The organism is Streptomyces sp. NPDC048606, from assembly GCF_040650855.1.
GTDB lineage: Bacteria > Actinomycetota > Actinomycetes > Streptomycetales > Streptomycetaceae > Streptomyces.
The window spans coordinates 1-19132 of record NZ_JBEZIB010000059.1 but is presented as its reverse complement, the minus strand read 5'-3'; the positions used below and the strand labels follow the sequence as shown (position 1 = coordinate 19132).

The 19132-nt window shown below is 70.7% G+C and carries 17 protein-coding genes and 3 pseudogenes; 11 read left to right on the top strand and 9 right to left on the bottom strand.

The features are described 5' to 3' along the window. The first annotated feature begins 230 nt into the window (after positions 1-230). The 8 genes and pseudogenes from AB0D01_RS37400 to AB0D01_RS37365 all read left to right on the top strand — a co-directional run bounded on the left by AB0D01_RS37400 (position 231) and on the right by AB0D01_RS37365 (position 5395). The gene (locus tag AB0D01_RS37400; RefSeq protein WP_363063447.1) at positions 231-797 is read left to right on the top strand and encodes a hypothetical protein; all 567 of its coding nucleotides are present in this window, start codon (positions 231-233) and stop codon (positions 795-797) included. A 246-nt stretch (positions 798-1043) separates the two neighbouring features. Continuing rightward, positions 1044-1247, top strand: coding sequence for a cold-shock protein (locus AB0D01_RS37395; protein ID WP_363063445.1), 204 nt, complete (start codon positions 1044-1046; stop codon positions 1245-1247). A gap of 472 nt (positions 1248-1719) precedes the next feature. Then, positions 1720-2040: a DUF6247 family protein gene (locus AB0D01_RS37390; RefSeq protein ID WP_363063443.1), complete on the top strand. Its 321-nt coding sequence runs from the start codon at positions 1720-1722 to the stop codon at positions 2038-2040. Next, entirely contained in the window at positions 2037-2297 is a 261-nt protein-coding gene (locus AB0D01_RS37385; RefSeq protein WP_363063441.1) for a hypothetical protein, read from the top strand. Before AB0D01_RS37390 ends, AB0D01_RS37385 begins: the two co-directional genes overlap by 4 nt. Before the next feature lie 656 nt (positions 2298-2953). Next, on the top strand, positions 2954-3367 hold the full coding sequence (locus AB0D01_RS37380; protein ID WP_363063439.1) for a hypothetical protein: 414 nt from the start codon (positions 2954-2956) through the stop codon (positions 3365-3367). Between the two features lie 13 nt (positions 3368-3380). Beyond that, positions 3381-3542, top strand: coding sequence for a hypothetical protein (locus tag AB0D01_RS37375; protein WP_363063437.1), 162 nt, complete (start codon positions 3381-3383; stop codon positions 3540-3542). A gap of 315 nt (positions 3543-3857) precedes the next feature. Next, positions 3858-4170 (top strand): annotated as a pseudogene (locus AB0D01_RS37370) (transposase); the annotation flags it as partial. Positions 4171-5152: 982 nt separating this feature from the next. Continuing rightward, the gene (locus tag AB0D01_RS37365; RefSeq protein ID WP_363063435.1) at positions 5153-5395 is read left to right on the top strand and encodes a hypothetical protein; all 243 of its coding nucleotides are present in this window, start codon (positions 5153-5155) and stop codon (positions 5393-5395) included. A gap of 163 nt (positions 5396-5558) precedes the next feature. Here the strand turns inward: AB0D01_RS37365 and AB0D01_RS37360 are convergent, their stop codons facing one another. The 8 genes from AB0D01_RS37360 to AB0D01_RS37325 form a co-directional block, all read right to left on the bottom strand. Then, positions 5559-6911, bottom strand: a complete 1353-nt coding sequence (locus AB0D01_RS37360) for a helix-turn-helix transcriptional regulator (RefSeq protein WP_363063433.1) — start codon at positions 6909-6911, stop codon at positions 5559-5561. Between the two features lie 568 nt (positions 6912-7479). Continuing rightward, entirely contained in the window at positions 7480-8619 is a 1140-nt protein-coding gene (locus AB0D01_RS37355; protein WP_363063431.1) for a GNAT family N-acetyltransferase, read from the bottom strand. After that, the gene (locus AB0D01_RS37350; RefSeq protein ID WP_363063429.1) at positions 8616-9893 is read right to left on the bottom strand and encodes an ATP-grasp domain-containing protein; all 1278 of its coding nucleotides are present in this window, start codon (positions 9891-9893) and stop codon (positions 8616-8618) included. Before AB0D01_RS37350 ends, AB0D01_RS37355 begins: the two co-directional genes overlap by 4 nt. After that, a complete protein-coding gene (locus AB0D01_RS37345; RefSeq protein WP_363063427.1) occupies positions 9890-11230 on the bottom strand; it encodes an MFS transporter in 1341 nt (446 codons plus the stop codon). The genes AB0D01_RS37350 and AB0D01_RS37345 overlap by 4 nt, the downstream gene beginning before the upstream one ends. Continuing rightward, a complete protein-coding gene (locus tag AB0D01_RS37340) occupies positions 11230-12612 on the bottom strand; it encodes a hypothetical protein (protein WP_363063425.1) in 1383 nt (460 codons plus the stop codon). The genes AB0D01_RS37345 and AB0D01_RS37340 overlap by 1 nt, the downstream gene beginning before the upstream one ends. Beyond that, entirely contained in the window at positions 12609-13199 is a 591-nt protein-coding gene (locus AB0D01_RS37335) for a methyltransferase domain-containing protein (protein WP_363063423.1), read from the bottom strand. The genes AB0D01_RS37340 and AB0D01_RS37335 overlap by 4 nt, the downstream gene beginning before the upstream one ends. Positions 13200-13416: 217 nt before the next feature. Then, a complete protein-coding gene (locus AB0D01_RS37330) occupies positions 13417-14103 on the bottom strand; it encodes a 2OG-Fe dioxygenase family protein (protein WP_363063421.1) in 687 nt (228 codons plus the stop codon). 911 nt (positions 14104-15014) lie between these two features. Next, positions 15015-15308 carry a hypothetical protein gene (locus AB0D01_RS37325; RefSeq protein ID WP_363063419.1) on the bottom strand — a complete coding sequence of 98 codons (294 nt, stop codon included), beginning with the start codon at positions 15306-15308 and terminating at the stop codon, positions 15015-15017. Between the two features lie 128 nt (positions 15309-15436). Here AB0D01_RS37325 and AB0D01_RS37320 point away from each other — a divergent pair. Together AB0D01_RS37320 and AB0D01_RS37315 are read left to right on the top strand one after the other, a co-directional pair. Then, positions 15437-15921 (top strand): annotated as a pseudogene (locus tag AB0D01_RS37320) (transposase). Positions 15922-15974: 53 nt separating this feature from the next. Continuing rightward, a pseudogene (locus tag AB0D01_RS37315) lies at positions 15975-16583 on the top strand (transposase); the annotation flags it as partial. A gap of 391 nt (positions 16584-16974) precedes the next feature. Here the strand turns inward: AB0D01_RS37315 and AB0D01_RS37310 are convergent. Continuing rightward, positions 16975-18048, bottom strand: coding sequence for a hypothetical protein (locus tag AB0D01_RS37310; protein ID WP_363063417.1), 1074 nt, complete (start codon positions 18046-18048; stop codon positions 16975-16977). A gap of 196 nt (positions 18049-18244) precedes the next feature. Here AB0D01_RS37310 and AB0D01_RS37305 point away from each other — a divergent pair, with 196 nt between their 5' ends. Further along, entirely contained in the window at positions 18245-18883 is a 639-nt protein-coding gene (locus AB0D01_RS37305) for a hypothetical protein (protein WP_363063415.1), read from the top strand. The last annotated feature ends 249 nt before the right edge of the window (positions 18884-19132 follow it).

The window sequence follows — 19132 nt, the reverse complement described above, 5'->3', positions numbered from 1 at the left end:
TCGACATGGAGCATTCACAGGCGGGAGAAGGTGGAGACCGTCGCGACCATATCCACCCCTTTGATGCGATTCACGTCGCCTCCACCTTGCCAGATCTCCACTTCGCGAGGGCCTGCTCCAGGAGCACGTAGACGTTCCGTTCTCGACGCCCCCGCCGCAGGCCAAGGCCTACGGCAGTCGGAGGAAACGCGGCGTGTCGCGCCGCGCTCCCTGTGCTCGGGGGCTCGGCCTTGCGCGTAGAAGCCGCACGCCAGGGTCAGCGCAGGCAGACGGCGGTCGAGCGGGGGCGCGTGGAGGGGCGACGCGAGCGGGAACTGCAGCAGCTGCGCGCGGCGTACCAGCGGGACGAGAAGGAACGCCTACGGGAGGAACAGGAGCAGCGGGCCGCCGTGACGCGCCGGTTGTGGGCCCGCGAAGGCATCCGTGCCACGGAGCGGCTGGCGAGGACCGATCACACTCGTCAGGCTCTGGTCCGACACTCCGCACGCCTTCCCGGCATCCGGGAGGCCATCGCCCATCTCGCTCGCGAGCACCGGGTCCCCGTGACGATAGGCTCCAGTGTCGGGGACAGCCGGTACGCTGCCGGCGTACCCCTCGTGGCTCCCGACGGCAGCCTCCTGGGCATCTACGACCCATTACCCCAATTCCCACACGACTGCGGCTTTCTACGCGACGTCGGGGCGCGGATGCTCTTCCCGAGTCGGGCACGCCGCGAACGGCTCGTCCACCTCCTGAAGGAGGGCCCGCCGCTTCTGGACTACTGGACCACCGTGGTGCGCCCGGGCAGCCGGAGATGACGCGTGGGGGTGGGTGTCGACTCGGGCGGCGGGCCTGATTTCGGCCTTGTCGGGCTGGCAGGTTCGGCTGGAGATCGTTGCTGTGTGGTGATGGCCAATGTCGGCGTGTAGTTTCACCTTCAGCTGTCGTGGTTCGCAGTACCTGCCCGCGCCCTGGCGTGGGCGTTTGGTTGTGCAGTGCCGGACCAGGGCGATCACCTCCGGGGCCGCGCGGTGCGGCTTCTTCGTCGACTGAGAGGCACGATCATGGCCAGCGGAACCGTGAAGTGGTTCAACTCCGAGAAGGGCTTCGGTTTCATCGCGCAGGACGGTGGGGGACCGGACGTCTTCGCCCACTACTCCAACATCAACTCCTCGGGCTTTCGTGAGCTGCAGGAGGGCCAGGCGGTGACCTTCGACATCACGCAGGGCCAGAAGGGCCCGCAGGCGGAGAACATCACCGCCGCCTGACCGACACGAAGCCCCTGCCCCGGAAGCCCGCTTCCGGGGCAGGGGCGTGAGCCGTGCGCCGTCCGGCGGGTTGGTGCCGTGGGTGTCGTGACGGTTCACCCGTTTCGGAGTGGCTGTCCGCGAGATCGTCCCTGTCGCGTCCCTCGCGAACCTGCGCCTGCCGTCCGGGGGCGCGGGCAGCGTGCCGGTGCCTGGACGGACGCACGGGCCTTCTGCGATGCCCGAGAACTACCTGGGCGCAGTCGAGCCGAGGACCCGGACGCCGACGACCTCGCCTGGACGTCGGTCGACGTCCTCCGGCTTGCGGAAGCGGCGAAGAGCCCCGCGCCAAGACGCTGTTGCCGACCTTGTCCGCTGTCGCGCCCGCTGTGCGGCAGCGGACGGGGTGCCGGGCTGCGTATCCGTGCGAACCTCCCCGGCCCGGGCCGCGGCGTTCTACCGTGGCCGGTAGCAGCCCACCGAGGAGGAGCCGATGAGCGCCCAGCCCGACCACACCCCTGTCCCCGCCGCCCCGTACGCGCCCGCGCCTGGCGCGCCAGCCGAACTCCTCGCCCGGCTCCGCGCGGACCGGCGCGCGCAGCGGTGGGTACCGGCCTTCGAGCGGGAATGGGCGGCAGCGCTGGAGGAGTCCCGCCGGACGTTCTCCTTGACCACGCTCTACGAGGTCGTGCACGTCTGGCAGGCCCGTCTCGTCTCCGCCCCCGCGGTCGACGCCTTCACCGCTTCCGGCCGCGACGAAACGGGGTTCGTGGACGTGGACATGGCCGAGCTCCGCGGCCGGCGGCGCCCGTGAGCCTGCCCCTCTACGCGGTCCGCCTCTCGACCCCGGCCGCCAAGGTCCTCGCCGAACTCCCCGAGCACGCCGAAGACACGGTCTGGGACCTCCTCGACGCCGCCGCAACCGACCCGTGGGGCTTCAGCCAGTGGGACCCCGACGACCCCGAAGGCCAAGACGTCCGCATCGCGTCCGCCGGCCGGCTCTCCGTCATCTACTTCACCAACCGCACGCTGCGCCACCTGTCCGTCCTGGACATCGTCTGGCTGGGCTAGCACGACTCGGGGAGATACTCCCGCCCCAGGGCCGCGCGGCCCCACTCGACCCCGGCCTCCTCTCGCTGTGTGCGACCGCCGCACGCAGGCTCCGCCCGGCTGGCGTGGCCCCGCTCGTCGCCTTCGCCCGGAAGCGCTCGGGTCGGGGTCCCGTTGCCGCTTCGGCGGCCTCGGGTGACGCCGGCGGCGGTCGGCCACCTGGTCCGCGCGGGGCTGTTGGTCTACCTCGGCGGCGAAGTCGAGGTTCCCCGATGTCCACCCCGAGCAGGTCGCGGCCTTGGCCCGTCATCGGGACCTGCCCGTGCTCCTGGACCGCCATGTGCCGCTCGGGCCGGACCAGGCCGCCCGCCGCCTCGGGGTCCGCCGCACAAAGTTCGACGTCCTGGTGAAATGGGCCTTGTGGCGCCGCCGGGCTCGGTGGAAATCGACTTCAAGCGCCACGGCGGCGTTACGACAGTCGACCCGGACGGCGGTGGCCGTCTTCTTTTGGCAGGGTGGCGCGGATCGCTCGGGTGGGGCGTGCCGCGGTCCGGGAGGCACCCCCGAGGCACCCCCTGAACTCTTCCGTGGTGAATCTTGCGCTTCTAGGTTGAGGCCCGAACAAGGAAGGCCCTGACCAGGCTTTTCCCGAGCACGGCAGAACAAGGAACAAGTAAGTGAAGAACGTTGTAGCGAACCTGACGGCTGCCGTCATTGCGGGCGGCATCCTCCTGGCCGGTTCGGGGGTGGCCAGTGCCGCCGCCCCGCAGCCTCCCGCTGCGGCCATACCGGCGGTGTTGTCGGGGGACGATGAGGGCAAGCGGGAGATGTTCGTGGATCCGCGGCAGGAGCACAACACTGCCAACTGCTACTTCGACAAGAGCAAGTCGGGCAAGGAGAAGCAGAAGTACTGCAAGGCGCTGATCGGGAAGGACCTGACCGCGAAGGAGAAGGAGTGTCTCAAGCGTGCCGGGCTCGCAGGTGCCGCGGCCCTGACCTTGGGACGGATGAACAACAAGAAGGCCAAGGAGATAGCGGCGAACACCGCTGTCGGCGCGTTGGCCGCCTGCTTCTCGGCGAAGATCAAGTGAGGCTCTTGTCATCATGGTTGCCAGAGCAGTCCCGCTCGGAATCTGGGCCCTGGTTCTCCTCCTGGTCGACGCCTACGTGATCGGCTCGCTGTGGGGCCAGTTCCTGTTCACCGGAGCCTCCCTCATCCTCCTGACATGGATCCAGCAGCGGATCGAGGACCGCAAACAGCGCTGACCGCGATCACGGCCGGGGTGGCTGCGCAGGTGGCCTTTCCCGTGGTCGTGGACAACCTGATCAGCGGGCCGTGAGGATCCGCAGGACGGGAGTTCCTCTTGGGGACATCGAAGTACTCGGCTGAGTTCAGGGCCGATGCCGTCGTGCTTCGTCAGCTTGGCGTTCGCCCTCGCCTGTCACCCAACCCGCTGATCTGCGGTGCTTCCCGGGATGCCGGAGGCGGCCGTTCTCGACGCTTCGAGATGTCGAGCCACGAAGGTCCAGAGAACGGCCGCTGTGAACGGGTCTGTACGCCGACGTGCCCGGACACGAGGCATGGGATGTGTGTCCCGCTTCCGTGTCGAGTTTTACGACTGCCTGTGCGTCCGGGCTGACGCGCTCTTCCACCTCACCGACGCGGTGCTGTGTGCGGACGGGCCGGTGAACTCACTGGTCGAGCTGTCTCTGACAGCCGAGCACCGGCGCGGGCACGGCGCCTCGTACGCAGGCCTGGAGCGAACCGACGTGTCTGCGTCGCGTTTTGGCCGGATTGCCGCTGCCGAAGGCAACCGACGGGCGGATCGTACTGGCCGCGAACGTCAGCCACTGGCTCCGTCCCGACGCCCCGACCAGCGACGACCGGCTGTTTCGCGCACAGGCCGGATGCTCACCTGCCGGGGTTCTTGGACGGGCCGTACGACGGTCTGCCCGTTGAGCGCGACCTGCTCGCCGGCGGTCGGCCACCGACCGGCGTCCTCGGGCGGGATCCCGCAGACCGTTCAGGACGCTCGCAGCAGCCCCGCGGACGCGAGCCGTCGGCGGGCCGGCTTCATGGCTTCGGCCACCGCGCTGCGCCTGAGCAGTGCCTGCCCCGGAGCTGCCCCTCCCACGGCCTTCTCCAGGGGACGCAGAGACACCCGGGCGTCGAAGGGCATCTCGCGTAGGGCGCCGGCCGGCCCCGGGTGTGCACCGCAGTAGCGCCTCGGTGGTCGTCACCAGGTCCGGCCCGCGGTCCTGCACCAGGGACCCGCGCCCGGTCTGGAGCAGCACCCGCCCACCCGGCCAGGACTCGGTGACAGAGTGCATGGTGTCCGTCGAACTTTTCCTCGCACGCCATACGAGCGCGAGTACGGCCGGCCCAGGGAGCGCCTCGGCCGGCTGTAGGAGCGTTGGTTCCACCGGCGGCCGCGATCCGCCTTCGTCCGGGGCCGGCCTGAGCCCCGTCATGGTCCGGGGCCCGGAAGAGAACGTCGGACCGCCTACCGTCCGCCCGCACCGGATCACTGGGCCGGACGTGGCAACAGCAGATGAAGCACCAACGAGCCGCCCGTGAAGGAGATGCTGTCGCTGCTGGTGGGGATCGTGCGGGTGGGCCGGGCCTGCCTACAGCAGTGTGGACGCGGCCCGGCACGACCCCGGCCGTCACTCCCTCGTGGAATGGGTCATGTGCGCACCCCACCCCATACGCCCCGGCACTCACGAACCTCAGGCCCGAACGCCAAGCCCGCCACGCCGGTCCGGCTCGCCTCCTAACCCGACCGGTACCACCGAACGGATTCTGTGGGGTGCCGTCCTGTGGTCGTGGGCGTTTACTGGGTGGCGTCCAGACCCGCCTGTCAAGGGAGAAACCCATGCTGTATGACCTGCCCGTGGGAAGGGTGCTCGTCCTTCCGACCAAGGCCCCGTCCGGGGACACACCCGACACCGGCCGGGGCAAGGTTGCCGCCCTGGCAGCACGACTGCCCGGAACCGAACCGATCCGAGTAACGGTGGGAGACGAGGTCCTCTACGGCAAGTCCACCGCAACGGAGGACAACGTCGCGGGAAAGGGCTACGTCATCATTCGCCACAGCGACATCCACGCCGTCCTCTGATCGACGGACCATCGAATGCGGCAGCGCTCCCGGCAGGTCGCACGTCAAGCACCGCCCGGGCAGGCCCCGAACACCCCCAACTGCCGGTCAGTCGTCGAGCGTGTCTGAAAGATCGTGTGGGTCGGTGATGCTGTGGCGTCATGTGGTCGTGGGTCGTGGTGCCTCAGCCGATGGTGCGTTGCGCCGCGGATCGCTCGGTCAAGCAGTCGAGCGCATCTCGGACGTGGGGTTGGTCGGCGTGCGGTGCGAGCAGGTCCTGGAATCGTTCTGCGAGCCCCGGCGGCAGGCACCCGGTGCGTTCGACGACGCCTCGGACGGTGGCCGCCGATTCCTCGAGCTGTCCGGCGGCCAGTTGGGCTTCGACGACCAGGCACCGGTCGATGGCGGCGTAGGGTGACGCGTCATCGTCCGGGAGGCCGGTGAAGACGGAGAGTGCGCGGGCCGGCTTCCCCAGGAGCAGCCAGGTGTGGGCTGTGGAGAAGGCGAGGTAGTCCTCGTTGATGCTGCTTCCCGTGGGGTCGGCTTCCGCGTCCCACTGCGGTGCGGTGGCGCCGAGGGCGTGTTCCGCGCGTTGCAGGGCGCGCAGGCTCGCGGTGGGGTCGGAGAGCCGGGCGAGGGCGAGGGCCTCATGGGTGTGTCGGAGGACGGTCATCCGGGCTGTGGGTCGGGAGGCGACCTCGCGGGCGGCCCCAAGAAGGGAGAGGACGTCCCGGGGGTGGCCGAGGTGAAGATGCCTGAAGCAGAGCTGCATGAGGTACGCGGCGGTGTGGTGTGGCGCGCCGGCGGCGGAGGCGGCGCGGACCGCCGCCAGGTTGTAGCGCTCCGTTTGTGCTTCCTCTCCCAGTACGTAGCTGGTCCAGGTGCACAGGGACGCGGTGCGGGCGGCGAGCCGGAGCAGCCGGGCGCCGGTCGCGCGGTCGTATCCGTAACCATTCAGGAGGTCGCTGATCAGCTGGTGCTCAGTGCGGGCCGACACGTGGAGCGCGTACTGGGAAACGGGGCTTCCCGCTTCGAGGGCCTCAAGAGCGCGGATGCGGCTCTCCGTCCAGGCGAGGGTTCCCGGAGTAATGGGGCATCCTTCCCGTTCGAGCGGGCGGGAGTTTCCGCTGAGGGACGCGATCGCGCCGCGGATCTGGGTGGTGAGGGAAGGGCCGGTAGAGATCAGTCCGGTACGCGTATGCCCAGGCGTGATCGTGGTGAGCCGGCAGATGGCGATGGAGCCCTCCGGAGTCCACGGCTGCCGCAGGAATTCCTGGTCCCCGGAAGCGGCGCAGAGCCAGTTCGGCCAGCCGAGGCGCAGCACGACCTCCTCGTCCACTTGATGGATGCGGGCGATGGCGAGCTGGGTGCTGAAATCCGGAGCGATACGTCCGGATTCCCAGCGGGATATCTTCTCCCTTCGCGCGGCCATCTGTCCGTGTCCGAGTTCCGCATGGGTTCGCGCGATGAGCTGCGCGTAGGATCTCTGCGACAGGCCGGTGGAGTTCCTCAGCCGGATCAGTGGGTGTACTGCCATTCCATCCGTCGGATCTACCCGCCAGAATGCAACAATGACGGGGTTGATATTCGGGGTAAATTAATTGAGTACCCCATTGACTTGACAATATATTGTCCGGGGCCCATTCGGTGCCGGATGAGGGATAAACCGTGCATCGCGCAGGATGCCGTACGCACTGCTGTCACTCTCCACGCCGCCCACCTGGGGTTGAACGGCCGCCGTCTTGCAGTCGTGCTGGTCGATGCGTCGCGCCACGCGCCCACCCCAATGCGGTGGGCCGGGCCTGCACGCGGTCCTGCCAGGTCGCTGCAGCAGCTTGTCCAGGTCTCAACATAGGGGTGCGTCACCAGCCACTGGAAGAGTTCGTGACGTGCTTCGGGGGGTGCCTCGTCAGGCCGGCGACGCCGGAGTAACTCGACTCCGTAAGAGACCATGCGGTGGGAGAAGGCAACACGTTGAGGCCGTGGTGAGGCTTCTGTCCCCAGCCGCCTGTCCTCATGCGTTGAAACCTCTGGACGGCCCACTTCCACTGCGGGAGTGAGGGCCGTCACTGGCCCGCCTGGTGTCGAGCCGGTCGGGGCGCAGGTCAAGCGGGGAAGGAGGTTCCGAAATCGGCGGCGAGGCGGGAGAGGGGTTCGGCCTCCTCCCGGTGGCGGGCCTTGATGTAGGCGATCTGGCGGGTTGGTACGCAGCCGCGCAGGAGCTTCGTTCGGTCCGATCCGGTGGAGTAGTGGATGTGCGTGAGGCCCTCGGCCATCGCCGTGCTCAGCAGTTCGTAGTAGACGAGCCCGAAGTAGAGGGGCAGCCTGCCCTGGGCCTCGTAGTCGAAGCCGGCCTGACGTGCGTACATCTCGCCCCGGTGGGTGAAGGTGAGGGCGAACCCGGCCAGGTCCCCCTCGAGGTGCGCGGTGGTGACCCGGGCGGCCTCGCCGGCGTGGCGGGCGACGCTGTGCAGCACGGCGTTGAAGGCCTCGGCGTTCGCGGGGGTGCCGTACTTGGCGTAGAGGGCGAGCTCCAGGGGGGCGAGCCGCTCGTTCAGCTCGGGGGTGAGCGGCTGGGTCCGGTAGGTGACCCCGGCCTCGTCCAGGGCGCGGAGTTCGCGTCTGATCTTCGTACGGCGGGAGGGGGCGAAGCGGGCCAGGTAGGTGTCGAAGGAGCCGTCCTCGGGGATCGGCAGGGAGTACGCCGTCTGGCCGGGCAGTGCCGCGTACCCGCGTTCATCCAGGACGTCGCGCAGCAGGTGGTCGTCCTCGTCGACGTACAGGAAGGAAACCGCCCGCAGACCGGCCTCCCGGGCCTCCTCCTCGGCCCGGTGGACGAGGGCCGTGAGGGCGGCGCGGCCGCCGTCGGGGGCGGGGGCGGTGCCGGCCTTGGTGTGGGAGGGGTTGCGGCCGCCGCACGCCAGGGCCGGCAGCAGCCCGGCGGTCCAGGGGGCCTCCTCGCCGGTCAGGGTGCGGTGGATGGCGTCCACGACCCTGGCCGGGCTGCAGAAGACGTACGGGGTGTCGTGGTCGAGCGGGTACGCGGGCAGGACGCCGGTGGCGGGGCCGTCGCCCTCGTGGGCCGTGAGGTAGTACGGGGTGCCGCCGGCGGTGGCCTCGGCGTGCCGCAGCCAGGGGGAGGCGGCGTAGAAGCCGCGGGGGCCGAGCAGGGCGTCCCAGCGCCGCGGGTCGGTGTCGCGCAGGGCGCGGTGGACGCGTACGCGGGGGGCGGGGGCGGGGGTCACCGTACGTCGCCCGTCGCGGGGGTGACGACGGGGGTGAGCTGGCCCAGGGCGGCTTCGGCGCGGCGGACGGCGTCGCCGGTGGTGTCGCCGATGGCGACGACGTGGCCGAGCAGGTCGAGGTTGCTCTCGGCGGGCCGTACCGGGTCGCCGGGGTGGACCTCCAGGTCGACATCGACCACGCCCGGGACGCGGCGGGCCAGGTCGGCTCCGCTGATCCTGGTGAGGGTGCCGGCCTGGCGGGCGGAGAGGTAGCGGGAGGCGGCGGCGCGGTCGTGGGTGGTGGTGAGGTCGGCGGCGAGGCCGGCGTGCAGGCGGACGACCTCGCGCTGGAGGTAGAGGCCGGTGGCCTCGCGGATGAGCTGGGTGATCTCGGCGCCGGGCATGCGGCCGTTGACCTCGACGACGTACGGGCCGTTCTCCGTCATCTTCACCTCGACGTGGGCGGCGCCGAAGTCGTGGCCGACGGCCTCCAGGGCCCGACGGGCCAGCTCGGTGCACTCGGCGCGAACGGGTCTGGAGAGCATGGAGGGGAAGGTGTCGCCCATCTCCACGAAGTGGGGGTGCGCGCCGAGGGCCTTGTCGGTGACGCCGAGGAACCGGCGCTCCCCGTCGGTCAGGACGGACTCGACGCTGACCTCGAAGCCGAGGAGGTACTCCTCCACGAGCGCTCCGGGGCGGCGGGGCTGGCCGCGGAAGTCGGTCGGGGAGGAGCTGATGTCCCGGTAGGCGGCGACGACCTCTTCCGGGGTCCGGCAGAGGGTGACGCCGATGCTGGCGGATTCGGTCATGGGCTTGACCACGACCGGGTAGCCGAAGCGTTCGGCGGCGGCCGTCGCGTCCTCTTCGGCGGTGGCCTGGTGGAAGCCGGGCACGGCGACGCCGGCCCGCTCGCAGGCCTGGCGCATCAGCAGCTTGTCCCGGCAGGTGCGGGCGGCCCGCGGGGACAGGCCGGGCAGGCCGAAGTGGGCGGCGACTTCGGCGACGATCGGGATGTTGTAGTCGGTGACGGTCATCACGCCGCGCAGCCGGCCCTGTTCGTGGAAGGGCCTGAGGGCGGCGATGACGGCGTCGGCCGAGTTGGTGTCGGTGCGCACGATCCCGTCGAGGTGCTTGGAGAAGATCTCCTTGGCGATGCCGACCACCCGGTAGCGCTCGGGGTCGTTGCTGACCAGGACGGTGTGGAAGCCCAGTTCGTGGGCCGCGCGCAGCGGGGTGAGGCCGAAGTTGGACAGCTGGCTCTCGACGACGGCGATCACGCCGGGTGCGGTGTTCATGTCTGGGTTCCTCGGGGGTCGGGGGTCGGGGCCGGGGTGGGGTCCGCCGCGGCGGCGGGGGTGGGAAACAGGGCCGGGGCCGGGGACACGGCCCGGGTGATGGCCCGGCGGGCGGCCAGGCTCAGCAGGAGGGAGGCCAGGGTGAAGGCGGCGGGCATGCACAGCGCCGCGCCGGGGCCGGCCCGGTCCGCGACCACGCCCGTGAGCGCGGAGCCCGCCGCGCTGCCGAGGGCGATGAAGCTGCCGACGCCCGCGAAGGCCTGGGTGGCCTTTCTCTGCGCGGTCATCTCCCCGATGAGCTGGAACTCCTCGGCGCCGGCCGGGGCCATGGGGAGTCCGCTGAGCACGAGCAGGACGCCGAGCAGGACCAGGGCCCAGCCGGCCGGGAGGCCGGGCGCGAGGACGCGTACGGCAGGCAGGGCCGCCAGCGCCAGGGTCAGCACGATCAGCAGGCGGAGGTAGCGTCCGTACGTCGTGCCCCCGAAGGTGCGCGCGCCGTAGAGGAGGCCGCCGGCCACGCTGCCCGCCGACTGGAGGGCGACGAGGGTGCCCGCGAGTTCGGGGGCCGAGCCCTGGTCCCGCAGGGAGGCGGTGACCGCGACCACGAGTCCGCTGGACAGTGCCGCCGTCAGGGCGATCGCCACGAGGACGGCGGTGGCGGCCGCCCGGACCGGTGTCGGTTCCGCTCCCTGCTCCGGTGCCGCCTTCGACGGGTCCGCGCCGCCGGGGGTGGCCGCGGGCCGGCCCGCGCGCGCCCGTACGGCGGGTGCCTGCCCGTACGCGAGGCCTCCGACGCCCAGCAGGACGGCGGTCGCCAGCAGTGCGCCGCGGGCTCCGGTGAGGGTGGTGAGGACGGTGACGGCGGTCGGGCCGAGGATGAACAGCAGCTCGCTGAGCATGGCCTCGAAGGAGAAGGCCCGCTGCCGCAGGGCCGCGTCCTCGGTGAGGGAAGGCCACAGGGCGCGCATCGACGCCCCGACGGGTGCGGTGGCCAGCCCGGCCGCGCAGGCGGTGGCGGGCAGCACCGCGGCCGGGGCGCCGGCCGCGATCAGGGCGGCCGCCGCCAGGGTGAGGCCCGCGAGGGGGCCGGTGATGCGCAGGACGCGGCTCGGGCCGGCCCGGTCCATCAGCCGCCCGGTGAAGGGTCCGCCGACCGCGCTGCCGACGGCGTAGGCCGCGCCGGCGGCGGCCCCGGCCGCCAGGGAGCGTCCGGACTGGACGCAGGCGAGCAGCAGGGCGATGGGGACCATCGTCCCGGCCAGGCGCGCGAGCGCGGCGGGCACCGCCGCCGCGCTCGCGCCCGGAAGCCTCAGGAGCTCCAAGTAGGCCCTGACCATTACGGGGTCCCGGGCGCCGGGTCCGGGCCCGACGGGGCGCTTGGGTCTGCCAGGTCGAAGACGTCCGCGCCCGTCTCGGCCCGCCAGACCAGCCGTTCGGCGTCCCCGTCGACCGCGACGACGGCGGCCCGGGTCCGTATGAAGTTGTTGCTGCGGCCGAGTGAGTAGGCGCCCGTGTCGTGCAGGCACAGGAGGTCCCCGGCCCGTACGTCCTCGGGCAGCTCGGTGGCGGCGGCGTGCACGTCGTTCTCGTAGCACAGCGGTCCGGCCACCGACCAGGTGCTGTCCACGGCCGAGTACCGCCTGCCGATCGGGGTGAGGCGGTGAACCTCGCCGGTACCGCTCCACGGGGTGACGTGGTTGCCCGCGTCGAGGATCAGCCAGCGGGCTTCGGGGAGTTCCTTGCGCGACATCACCCGCGTGACCATGGCCATGACGTCCGAGACCAGCCAGCGGCCGGGCTCGCAGGCGAGCGCCACCCCGTCGAGGCCGCGCAGCCGCATTCGCTCGTCCAGTTCCGGCAGCAGCCGGGCGATGTCGAGGAAGGGCTCCTCCTCAGGGAAGGGGGCCTGACCGCGCAGCGCGGCCAGCGCGCCCTCGGGGCCGGTGCGGGGGCGCCGGATGCCCGGTACGCCGAACCCGCCGCCGATGTTGACCTCGGTGAGGCCGAAGCGGGCGTGCAGCTTTGAGGCTTCGTCCAGGACCTGGTCCAGTGCCGTCAGCATCAGGTCCTCGTGGACGATCTGGCTGCTGAGGTGGGCGTGGACGGCCCGCAGGGCCAGGTGCGCGGACGCGTCGATCCGGTCCACCAGGGCGGCGAGCTGTGGTGATCCGGCGGGCCAGCCGAAGCGGGTGCGGGCGGCTGCGTGTTCGGCCTGGGCCCGGTAGCTGGGGTCGGCGGAGGTGGAGACAGGCAGGCCCGGGGAGATCCGGATGCCGACCTCGACCGGCCGGCCGGTGCGGGCGGCGAGGGCCTCCAGTGCCTCGACCTCCCCTTCGCCGTCGATGTTGACGCGTACGCCGTGCCGTACGGCGCAGGCCAGTTCCCCGTCCGTCTTCACGGGGCCGTTGAACACCATGGCGTCGGGGGCGAAGCCGGCGGCGAGCGCGGCCTCCATCTCGTACCCGGAGACGACGTCGGCGCCCAGGCCGTGGGCGGCGAGCCGCCTCATGAGGTGGGGCAGGTAGTTCGTCTTCACCGAGTAGTAGGCGCGGGCGGGTCTGCCGAGCCCGCCGAGCACCTCCAGCAGGCGGGTGGTGGCGTGGTCCAGGCGTGCGGTGTCCAGGACGTGGACGGGGGTGCCGTGGCGCTGCGCGACGTCGGCCAGCCGTGCGGGGTCCCAGCCGGTGTCCGGGCCGGTGTGCGGCCAGGGGCGGCTCATGCGGTGGCCTCCGTCCGGGCGGCGTGGACGGACTTGCCGGTGATCAGGCGGAAGCCGGCGTCGATGTGGTCGCGGGTGGCGAGGTCGGCGTAGCGGCGCTGCCATGTGCCCGAGGCGAGGTCCTCGCGCAGCCGGGCGACGCCCCGGTCGACGGCCTGCTCGTCGGTGAGGGCGAATGCGGAGCAGGCGCGGCGCGTGGCGGGGTCGAGGTAGGCCTGGGGGCGGCGCCAGAAGGCGGTCATGAACCCGTCGGTGAAGTCGTGCCAGATCGGGAGTTCCGTCACCTCGCAGGGGCCCAGGAGCTTGGTGAGCCGCTCGATGGAGGGCACGCGGGAGCATTCCGCCTCGGCGATCTCCGGGACGTAGTCGCGGGTGAACCAGAAATTCCGCTGTATGTCCATGTCGTAGGTGACGAGGGAGAAGTGGCGGGCGACCCGCTGGAGTTCGGCGATCCCGGCTTCCAGGTCCGTCCAGTGGTGGACGGTGAGGACGGCCATGACGGCGTCGAAGCTCTGGTCGTCGAAGGGCAGCCGTTCGGCGCTCGCGACGACGCACGGCGCGGCGAGCGGACCACGCTGGACCCGCATCCGCAGGGACGGTTCGACCGCGACGAGGGGTGCGGCCCTCGGGCTCGTAGGCGCCGGTGCCGGCGCCGAGGTTGAGCACGGTGCGGGCGTCGCCGAGGGAGGCCTCGATCTGTGCGACCCAGCGGTGGTCGGGGCGGCGTACAGAGGAGTAGCCGACGCCGATCCGGTCGTAGACGGGGGCGGGGCCTGTGGGGGGCATGCTTCGGGGCATTGGTGCTCAGACCTCGTTGCTCGCGCGGACCTCGGCCTCGTACTCCTCGCCGTAGCGCCGGTTGTCCCAGGTGTTGACGGCGACGAGCCACACGTCCCGGTGGCCGCCCTCGTCGGTGAGGTGCTCGATGTCGGTGACGTGGTGGAACATCAGGCGGTCGTCGAAGGCGATGGCCTGGCCGTCCTGGAGGGTGGTGCGGAAGAAGGGATCGCCGCCGCCGAGGGGCATGAGCTGGGTCTCGCCGCCGGAGATGTTGTGGCGGCGGGTGACGGCGACGATGCCGTACTGGTGGCCGTCCCGGTGCGGTCCCTCGGGTGCGGCGACGCCGTCGACTTCGGGGGTGGAGACGACGCGGCACTGGTGGATGTTCAGCTGCCAGGTGCTGTTCTTGTCGAGGCTGAGCGCTTCGGCGCCGGCCGCGATGAGCGGGGTGGGGTCGGTGGTCAGCGGCTCCAGCGTGCGCATCTGTCCGCCGACGAGGTCGTTGTACTGGCGCGGCTGCGCGAAGTGACGGTGGGGCAGCAGTTCCAGCTTCCACTGTTCCTCGTGGACGAGGCGGAACTGGGAGAAGCGTCGGTATCGCTGCGTGGAGCCGGTGTACGGGTCGAGCGGCAGCTTCTCGAACTCGGCCAGGCTGTGCTCGTCCAGCGGCGGAGTGTCGATGACCGCGTAGCCCTTGGTTCCCAGACTCACTCACTTCTCCTTCTCGTTGCTTTTTCTGAAATGGCGGTTCTCGCCTGGCGACCCCGTCGACGGGTCGAGGCGGGGGCCGCGTCGTCGCGTGCGCGGTGCTCGCGACGACCGGCGTATCCCCGCACGGAGGCTTTGGGGTCCTCCGGGCACTGCTCCGGCAGGGCCCGACCGCCTTCGGGCCGTCCCGGGCGGTGCCGCCCGATGGGCGATGCGGGCGGCCGCATCCGCGTGGAAGATCTGGACCGACACACCCGCCCAGGAGCCACAGAGCCGGACGGGCCGCAGCGGCGGCCAGGCGGCTGGGGTCGTCCATGCCCACCACGAACGTGTCGTTCTCGCGGCGGGACGCCTGAGGTGCCAGGCAGTCGGTTGCGGTAGGGGAGGGAACCGCGGTCGTGGGTCCGAGGTCGCGAGCCGCACCGGGCGGCAGGCGAGGTTGATGGCTCAGAGCGCGGGGAAGCGGCCGACGGAACGGGGTACCGCAGTCGTCACCCACTGGCGCCAGGACTGATCGTCGCGCGACGGACCGGCCGGGCCCCTGTTCCAGGGCCTTCCCGGTCCCGCCCCCACCTGGCCGGCTTCGCCTCGGCCAGGGCATGGGGCCGCGGTGTGCCCCCGGCCCCGGGGGAGAGTGCGCCGAATGGCTCGGGGGTACGTATGCGTCGCCTTGGTCGGCCGGTGGAGCGACTTCCCTGCCGGCGGAGGTCGTCGGACCGGCTACGGCATGTCTCACTTCCTTGTTCCCCTGCAACGGTGATGCGTACGGAAATGCCTGGTCAGAGCAGTTCCTCGTGCGTGATTGAACCTACGGCGGGAGTTTCCGGCGAGGAAGCGCGCAGGGGGTGCCTGGGGGGTGCCTCCCCGTGAGTGCCGTGACGTCCGGGGCCCGCGACGTTGCCGCGCCCCGGACCTCAGTCCTTCAGCCCCGCGATCCCTCGCAGTTGCCGCCGCGTCGATTCCGCCCCTGCCTCGTCCGGCGACTCGAAGTACACCTCCAAGTTCGCCGTTCCTCCGTGGTCCGGGCCCCGGGCCTCCAGTACGCCCGGCAGCGCCGACGCCTTCCGTACCAGGCCCTCGGCGGCCGGGAGCTGGGTCCTGGCCACGATGCCGGGGTTCGGGCCGTGGCTCGGAGGGCTCATCGGTTCCCCCAGTGCCGCGCGGAGGAGCTCGTCCCAGAGGTCCACCCCGCGTGCGTGCCAGAGCATGCGGGGAATCCCGAGGCCGCCGGGACGGATCGCGATCTCGCAGCGCGGTGGCTGGTGCCCGCAGCGTGGGGGACGGGAAGGTTTTCGGCCGTGTGCTGGTCTTCGGCGACGTTGAGGCGGCCAGTGTTCTGACGGTCAGCGGACGGCGCTCGGGACGGCTGTCGGTGGCCGGACTGATCGCCATGCGGCCCGGGTCCCGGACCCGCCTGTGGCACCGTCTGCGGACCCACCCCGCGGGCAGGGGCAAGCGCCGCAGCATGAGTGAGCGGGACTTCATCGCGCTGGTCGACGGCGTCCATCAGCTGGTCAGGGCGCCGATCGTGCTGGTCTGGGACCGGCTGAACACCACGTCTCCCGCAGGATGCGGGACCTCGTCGCCGAGCGGGCATGGCTGACAGTGTTCCTGCTGCCCGCCTACTCGCCCGACCTGAATCCGGTCGAAGGCGTCTGGGCACACGTCAAACGCAGCCTGGCCAACCTCGCCGTCATGGCCCTCGACCGCCTCGAAACCCTCGTCCGCAACCGCCTCAAACGCCTTCAATACCGGCCCCACACCCTCGACGGCTTCATAGCCGGCACCGGCCTCACCATGGATGACCCAGCATCACCTTGACAAGCCGAAGTCAGTATGTCAGCAGCGGTTCGGGCTCGATGGGCGGGCAGTCGCAGAAGAGGGGCGTGTTCGCCCAGCTCAACGGACTGCTCAGGCAGCTCCTGCCGGGACGCCGAGCCCTCGGCCTGCGTGATCGACGGCCAGAGCGTCAAGACCTCCACCAGCGTTCACGCTTCCGGCCAGGGTATCGATGCCGGAAAGAAGATCGTCGGGAGGAAGCGGAACATCGTGACCGACACGCTTGGCCTGCTCCTCGCCGTGCTGGTCACCGCGGCGAGCGTGCAGGACTCGGTGGCGGCACCGCACTGCTCGACCAGGTCGCCGCCGACCACCCCGCCATTCGCAAGGTGTGGGTCGACGGCGGCTACCGCCAGCACCTCGTCGAGCATGCCGAGACCCTCGGCATCGACATGGGGATCACCGCCCGCAAGCCCGGGACCAGGGGCTTCACCCCCATACCCAAACGGTGGGCGGTCGAGAGGCCCTACGGCTGGCTCATGCTCCACCACCGCCTGGCCCGCGACTACGAAACTCTGCCCACCCGCTCCGAAGCCGTCATCCATATCGCCATGGCCGACCTCACGGCCCGCCGCCTCACCGGCGAGAACACCATCTCCTGGCGCGACCCGAAGAAGACCACAGAACACCCGATTCCGGGATGAAACATCGGACGAAAACGACCTCTGAGGGCACAGGCGAGCAGCGCCCGGCGGGTACGGGTCACAGAAAGTCCTTCATCCCGGGGAGTTGCGGCGCGAGGATGACGTGGTGGGGCCGCATGGGCCAAGGATGGCCACACCCATCCAGAGGCGCAGCGGGACACTCCGGCCTGTCACCTGGGCGGAGGAGATTCGCGCTGGTGATGCGGAGAGGGCCCTCGGAGCGGGGTGTGCGGAGCGGCCGGACACCCCGCCGCCTGCCCCGCACGTCGAGCAGGGCAAGCCCGGCCCGGCCGTCAACAGAATTGGGCCAGTGCATCAGGCCAATTGACAAGCATGCACCCACGGACCTCGCGCGCCGGCACTCAGCGGGGCGTTGAAGCCGTCGGCGGTCCTAACTGGACTGTGCCGCGAAGATCCACACGGTAGCCGCAGCGATCAACGTATACCCGATGAGACCGGTTACCGCGATGGTGCGCTGCCATCGCTCCGCCCGCGTTGGGCTGCCGCCGTGCACCGTCCAGCGCCACGAGGCGACGGTCGCCACGACCGCGATCAGGACGAAGGCGAGGGTGAGCAGGTGGAGCCAGTCGATGAGGGTGAGCCCCACGCTGCTGGTGATCACCGTGTTTGCCTGTTGCATGTTCAGCATGATCACGAACAGTCCGCCGCCGAGCATGCCCAGCCGGCTCTGGAGGGAGTCGAGGCGTTCTCCCATGCCCAGTTCGTCGGCGTGCGCCGGCAGGAGGAAGGTGGCGGTGACGACGAGCACCATGAGGTACAGCGGCCCGGTGAGCTTCCAGAAGATCGTGGGGTCGTCCCGCGCCAGATCGACCTGCACGCGGATCCTGCTGTAGGTGCTCGTGGTGCCCCGCGGCAGCGTGGCGTCACCGAAGTTCGTCGAGAAGACTCGCTTGGCGGGCATGAGCCGGAAGCCGGTGATACGCCATCCGGCTGTCCGGATCTCCCTGTTGTAGGACGAGTTGGCGTTGTCCGGCACCATCCGGAAATCCCGGCCGTCCGCCGCCGCCGTGACCAGCACCTCGATCCGCTGCCGGTCGAAGGGAAAGGCGCGAACGTCCCAGTCCTGCCGGAACGTCCCTTGGAGCAGCGTCAGGTTCCGGAACCTGCCCGCTTCGGAGGTCAGGACGGGTTCGCCTTTCTCCGGGTCATTGGCATTGGTGAAGGCGGCCGTGGGCAGCGGGTCGAGCTTCCGGTCCGGGCAGACCGACCACAGGTACACCCGAGCGGAGAAGACACGTTTCGCAGGATCCAGATCGTAGAGGTCGGCGAGGTATGCGCCGACATCGCAGCTAGGTACGGATGGCACAGCGGACGGCGGGGTGTCTGCGAAGGAATGCCCGCTAGCATCGGAGAAACCCGAGCCGCACACGCAGGCCAACGCGATGAAGGAGGCCGCGATGGCGAACCGGAACCAGCCCCGTGCCCTCTGGAACGTATCGCCCAACCCTTTCGCTCCTCACCCATAGGTCAGAGAGATTGACCCGGCCCGGGGTTGCCGAACCGCCTCCGCACCCGGATACGCCCGTATGAGCGGGTGTGCATTCGGCTGGCGGATATCCGAGGTGCCGGCTCGTCCAGGACCGAGATCGTGGGCTGCGCGGCTGATCGCGGAGGCCCACGCCTGACTGGGCCTGGGCACCATGGCCGCCCGCCGAGAGAAGGTCTCACGCTGGGAGTCCGGCCGGACCGTCCCGGACCTGGGCACCCAGCTGGCCATCGCCCACGTGCACCAGGTGGGCGCCGAGGACGTCCACCGCCTCGGCTGGCCCCACTGGCTGTACCTGGCCACGGACGCCGCCGCGCTGGCCCAGCCGTGGACTGCGCAAGGAGCGGTCAACGCAGCCCGGCAGACGGCGCAGCCGAACCGGGAGGGGGTCCGCTCGTACCTCACGGTCACCGGCACCCTGCTCGAGGCACAGGAAGCAGAGGCGTCGCTCAGCCCGATGACCCTGTACCGCGCTGCCCGGGCGGAGGACCGGCTGGTCCTCAGGCTCCTGGCGGCCGCGGGTTACGACCGCCCCACCGGCACACGGCTCCTCCTCCTCGCCACGCGCACGGCCACTCGGTGCGGATGTTTCAGCCGCTGCCTGGGCGACGAGGCCGGCGCGGAACGCTACGCCCTGGCAGCCCTGCGCACCGGGAACACTGCGGGCTCGCAGACCAGTACCGCAAACACTTTGCTCCACACCGGTCCGCGCTCTGTGGGGGCGCCTTGCTGCCGGACCTCACCAGTTACGTCAAACCGGAGGCCGTCCGGACAGAGGAATGACCATCGATAAGCCGAATGCGGACCTCAAGGTGTCGGCGCTCGGACGTTCTGTGTGAGGAGGACGCTGCGACGCAGCCGTCGGGCGCCCTCATCCACGGCTTGAGGTTGCCCGACGGGGACGGGACGAGTGGGACGCCCTGTCCTCTCTCCGCGCCTGCCACTGATCGATCAGGTGCTGAATGTGGGCCATCAGACCGGCCGAGCTACCGGTGAAGAGCAGTTGCTCCCATGTACTGGTGATCAGATGGCGGTTGATCAA